This is a genomic window from Synechococcus sp. R3-13, from assembly GCF_047462195.1.
Lineage (GTDB): Bacteria > Cyanobacteriota > Cyanobacteriia > Thermostichales > Thermostichaceae > Thermostichus.
Map to the genome: position 1 here is coordinate 1 of NZ_JANSIO010000007.1, position 5,168 is coordinate 5,168.

Below are 5,168 nucleotides of genomic sequence, written 5' to 3' on the forward strand. Positions count from 1 at the left end.
CTGCGGTGCGTGGCTGATGGCCTGACCTGACGCTTCAACAGCATTGGTGGATCCCCCAGCTTGGTCTGGGGGATTTTTTTGTTCTCTTTGCTGGGGTGATCTTTCCCAGAGCTTTTCTAGAGTTAAATTGGGGCCATTGCCTCTGTGACTTAGGGATATGGCAATCATTTCTTCTCGGGATACAGGCCAGAACGCTGAGGGCCCCAAGCGGCGGCAGCAAAAGTCTTCAGCCTGGAGAAAAGAAGGCAGAGAGTTGAGCTTTGCTGGGGAAAGGGGAGCGGATCCCTCTGCCCTGTTGCAGCCGCAAGCCCACCCTGGCGAAGCCCAGGAAGAATCCCTGCGCCCGCGCACCCTAGCGGAATATATTGGCCAGACGGAACTTAAAGAAGTGCTCTCCATTGCCATTGCGGCGGCCCGCGCTCGCCAAGAGCCTCTGGATCACCTGCTGTTCTACGGCCCGCCTGGTCTAGGCAAAACCACGGTGGCAGCAGTGCTGGCGGCAGAAATGGGATCCCAGTTCTACATGACCACCGCGCCGGCTTTGGAGAGCCCCCGCGACATTGCCGGGTATTTGGTGCGCTTGAAGCGGGGGGATGTGTTGTTTATTGACGAGATCCACCGCCTGCCCAAGGTTACAGAAGAATTGCTCTATCCGGCGATGGAGGATTTTCGTCTTGATATCACCATTGGCAAAGGTCGCTCTGCTCGCATCACCTCTCTGCCCTTGGAACGCTTTACCCTCATCGGGGCCACAACCCGCATTGGCGCCCTCACTTCTCCGCTGCGGGATCGCTTTGGCCACGTGCAACGGCTGCGCTTTTACGAGCCTCACGAGCTGGTGCAGATCGTGCTGCGCACGGCTCGCCTCTTAAATGTCTCCACCGATCCAGAAGGGGCTGCAGAGATCGCCCGCCGTTCTCGGGGCACGCCCCGCATTGCCAACCGCCTGTTCAAGCGGGTGCGAGATTACGCCCAGGTGCGAGGGGATGGCCACATTAGCCAAGAAGTGGCAGCAGCCGCTCTGGAGCTGTTCCAGGTGGATCCCGTGGGTTTGGATTGGATCGATCGCAAGCTGCTGACGGTGCTGGTGGAGCAGTTCGGTGGAGGGCCAGTGGGCTTGGAGACGATGGCCGCGGTGACGGGTGAGGATCCCCAAACCATTGAAGAAGTGTATGAGCCTTATCTGCTGCAGATCGGCTACCTGCAGCGCACGCCCCGGGGTCGAGTGGTTACCCCTGCTGCGCTACGGCATCTGGGCTATGAAGCCCAGTCTCCTCTGCCTTTGTGGAGCTAATTTGTCTTTTCCCTCTCCCACAAAAGGAGAGAAGGGGTTGAGAGCTCCATATCTAGCTGCGGTCATTGCCCACAGGGCTGAAGCTGGGCACCACCAGCTCGCGGTTTTGCTTGGTAAGGCGACCGTACAGCTCCTGGGTGTTGGGGAAGTTGGCCGCCGGCAAGGTGGGGAAGCGGCGATAGGGCACCGTGTCCTCGCCGAAGAGATCCCGATACTCCTGGGTGTTCAGCAGGGCGCGCACAAAGGCTTTCACCCCCTGGGTGGCCAAGATCTGGTTGTACTTGCGGATCTCCTGCTGGTTGAGGGGCGCACGGCCCAGGAAGTGCTTGGTGCCCAGCTCGATCACCTTGGTGTTGGGATAGGGGGCATAGAACTCGGAGCGGTACAGCTCGGAACACCCTAGGGCCTCGATGAACTCCTTGACGGTGATCTCGCCGTTGCGCAGCTTGGACTCGGCAGAGCTGAGCTCGGCGCTGATGTTGTAGATGTCCATATCCCGCTCGAAGACCTGCCGGTAGGCGGCGCGGATGAGGTTGTTGACTTCCGCTTTGTTGGCCAGGCTGGTGAGCTTGAAGACAGGGATCTCTTGGCGTACCTTGGGCACCCCCTGCTGGGCCCGCCGCTGGATTTCCAGCTCGCCGGAAGGCATATCCCGAGGCTGACCCAACTTGACAAAGAGAGGGATGTCGTCGTCGGTGCGAATGGGCTTGGTTGCAACAGCCATGTCGGTGGAGCCGGGGCGCATCCGCCGCAGCGCCAGGCCGCCGGGGGTGAGGTAGCGCTCATAGGGCACGATATCTTCCCCGAAGACCTGCTGGTACTCCTCGCTGTCGAGGATGGCGTCCACGACGGCGTAGAACCCTTGCTTGGAGGCGATGTCAAATAGGCGGTTCATCTCCTGGCGCCCGTAGGTGGGTCGGCCCAGCAGCTTGCGGTGGATAAACTCGATGGCTTTGCAGACATACAAGCTGGACCAGTACTTGTTGCGGAAGAGATCCGACTTGGCCAGTTGGCGAATAAACTCTTTGACAGGAATTTCCCCCGACTCCAGCTTGATCTCCCAACGGGTTAGCCGTTGGCCTTCGTAGGGCATGTAACCGTACACCTGCTGGTAGCAGGCGCGGATCACCGCTTGCGTCGAGACTTCGCTGCCAACAATCCCCGCCCGCACCCCTAGCCGCCGGCTGCGATCGCCGGGAGTTTGGGTGAGCTTGAAGACTTTGGGGCCAAGACTACCGGGATCCCCTGCTGCTCTGGGATTGGTGCGCTCGTTGGTGAGGGCAAAGCCGCGCCGGATGAGGATGCGCTTGACATCTTTGTTGAAGGGAGCAGGGCGGGCGCTGAGGGAACGGGTTTCCTTGGGGAAGATGGCCCCAAATTGGATCTCCAGCGGGTCATTGCCGGAGCCATAGGCATGCTGATCCGGCAGGGGCCGGTTGTAGCGGGCAAAGAGGGTAATGAACTGGGGCACCTTGCGGCGGGGGGCAGCGTAGTTGTAGAGGTCGAATTTGGCCCCCCAGTTGGCGCTGGTTTGCGCTTCTACCCCCAGCTTGCGCAGGTAGGGTACCGTCTCTTCGCCGAAGTAGTCTCCGTACTCGCGGCTATCCACCAGCGCGTCCACCAGGCCAGCCAGACCCTTGCTGGAGATGATGGAGAAGTAGGTCTGCACTTCCTCGCGGGTTTCGGGAGCCCGCCCCAGGAAGTGGCGGAAGGCCAGCTCCACGACGCGGCTGTTGATGTAAGGCTCGTAGAACTGCTTGCGATACAGCTCCGATTTGCCTAGGCGGCGAATGAACTCCTTCATGGAGATCTCGCCGTTTTTCACCTTCGACTCCAGGTCGGAAAGCTTGAGGCCATAGGCGCGGCGGATATCCCGCTCAAACACCTGTCGATAGGCGGCCTTGATGACTTCTTCTTTCTCGGCGTTGGACAGCCCCGGCTTCATGGCAAAAACGGGAACTTTTTCGGCAGCCAAGTTGTAGATCTGGGGTAGCTGCAGCCCCTGCAGGGGCAGGCCGTCGGCGGTGCTGGCATTGCGCTGCCGCAGCTTGTCGGAAGGGGCGGGGGCGATGAACTCGCTCAGCAAGACATCGAAATATTGGTTGATGATGGCAACTGCTTCGGCATCTTTGCGGAAGTAGCCAGCCGCCGCCCGTTTCATCTCTTGAATGGCGACAATGGTGGCCTCGGCGGAGCAGGCATTTTCGATGATCTCCCGCAGGCCGCGGGTGTTGACGGCGATGATACTGGGATCCCCGGCCACCAGGGCGTAGGTAACGTAGCGCAAAAACCAGCTCAGATCCCGCAGCGATTTGCGCATGTTGGCAGCTCCGTAGCGGGAGATGTTGATGGGGCGGAAATTGGGGGGAATCTCCACACCGCTGGCGCTAAAGATGTTGCGGATGGCCTCAATGAATCCGCCGGTGGATTCCACGTAGAAGGCAGTACCCAGCTTGAAGGCTTCTTTCTCGTCTTGGGTCGATTCTGGCCGCTCCAGATAGGCCATGGGCGAGCCCCCTGTGAAGATGCGGTTGGCTGCCCGGCTGACGATGATTTCCGAATTGGCCGCAATGACCTCGGCAATCTCTAGCCGTTTCAGGCCGCTGGAGAAAAAGTCCTCGAGGCGATCCAGCTCGGTGCGTCCCAGATAGCGATCCTGCTGTTCCGCCTGGGAGATGGTCGATACAGGCACGGTTTGGTAGAGACGGGGGTTGGAAACGACTGCGCCAGCGGATACGTTGATACCCATCGATCTTTTAAACTCCGTTTTGATCGAAAAAACTGCCGACAAAGGCCGAGGACAGTGCCATCGAAGGGGGTGAAGAGGCTGACCCACGACTGGAGGAGCATCCCTCTCTGAGCTGAGAAGGATCGATGCCCGATCCCTGAGGGGGAAGCCAAGCCTAGAATACTAGGGGCACGGGCCCAGAGTGGGGAGGTTGTTGCAGTTTGTAACACTGTTTCTCATCCACAAAGACATGGCTCTCAACCCAGCTCTACCCTCCCATCTGTTGTCTTCCGCTTTTCTCCTTGAGGATTGGGAGCAGGGACATTACGAACGCGTTACCCAGGTTTTACAGCAACAGCTCGAGCAGGGATCCCCCTCTCCAGAGCTGTATTGGGAGCTGGGAGCCGCCTATCTCCTGCTGGGTCGGGAACTGGAGGGGCAGCTGGTGTGGCAAGAGGGCTTGGCGATGCTGCAAGCGGGGGGGGTGGCCGAATCCGAGGCCGTCTACCACCTGCTGAGGAGCTTGCAGGCTTTGGCGGAAAGCCTGTGGGAGAAGGGCCATTGGCCGCAGGCAGCAGCTCTGTATCGGCAGCTTCTGGAGTTGGGGGATGGGCTTTCTGGGCTGGAGCTGTCTTCTGGCCAGGCTTTGGCTGCTCACCGCATTGGCCTGACCCAAGAGCGGAGCCGGCTGTGGGCTGCGGCAGCGGAGTGGTTTGAGCGGGCTTGCCAGCAGGATCCGACGGCGGCAGAGAGTTTTTGGCGCTGGGGCTTGGCCCTGATGAAGCTGGGCCGTTTGCGAGAGGCGATTTCCCCTCTGCAGGAGGCTGCGCGGCTGCGCCCTGAGTGGGGGGATCCCTGGGTACAGATGGGCTTGGCGTGGCTGGATCTGCAGGATCCAGTTCAGGCTGTGGGGTGTTTCCAGGCGGCTGAGGCGCGGGGCACCGGGACAGCGCAGCTCTACAGCTACTGGGCGGAAGCGGAAGTGCGGCTGGATCACCCTGAGGCCGCTTGGGAGAAGGTTTGCCGAGCGGTGGCAGCGGAACGGAATTGGGTGCAGGCGTGGTGCGAGGGCAGTGGCAGAGAAAGCCCTCTGCGGTCTGGACTGGAGCAGGCATGCAGGGGAGAGGGATCTGCGAGGATCCCCGA

The 5,168-nt window shown here is 60.4% G+C and carries 3 protein-coding genes; 2 read left to right on the forward strand and 1 reads right to left on the reverse strand.

What is annotated here, in order from left to right; all coding sequences use genetic code 11:
* The first annotated feature begins 157 nt into the window (after positions 1–157).
* Positions 158–1,294, forward strand: a complete 1,137-nt coding sequence (gene ruvB / locus NW856_RS00090) for a Holliday junction branch migration DNA helicase RuvB (RefSeq protein ID WP_414398421.1) — start codon at positions 158–160, stop codon at positions 1,292–1,294.
* A gap of 52 nt (positions 1,295–1,346) precedes the next feature.
* Here the strand turns inward: ruvB and NW856_RS00095 are convergent, their stop codons facing one another.
* Positions 1,347–4,043, reverse strand: coding sequence for a phycobilisome rod-core linker polypeptide (locus tag NW856_RS00095; protein WP_414398422.1), 2,697 nt, complete (start codon positions 4,041–4,043; stop codon positions 1,347–1,349).
* 193 nt (positions 4,044–4,236) lie between these two features.
* Here NW856_RS00095 and NW856_RS00100 point away from each other — a divergent pair.
* Positions 4,237–5,168: tetratricopeptide repeat protein (locus NW856_RS00100; RefSeq protein ID WP_414398424.1), on the forward strand; the 932-nt coding region annotated here is incomplete at its 3' end.

Coding starts and splice junctions, on each gene's coding strand:
- ruvB (WP_414398421.1), top strand. CDS start 158: ATGGCAATCATTTCTTCTCGGGATACAGGCCAGAACGCTGAGGGCCCC.
- NW856_RS00095 (WP_414398422.1), bottom strand. CDS start 4,043: ATGGGTATCAACGTATCCGCTGGCGCAGTCGTTTCCAACCCCCGTCTC.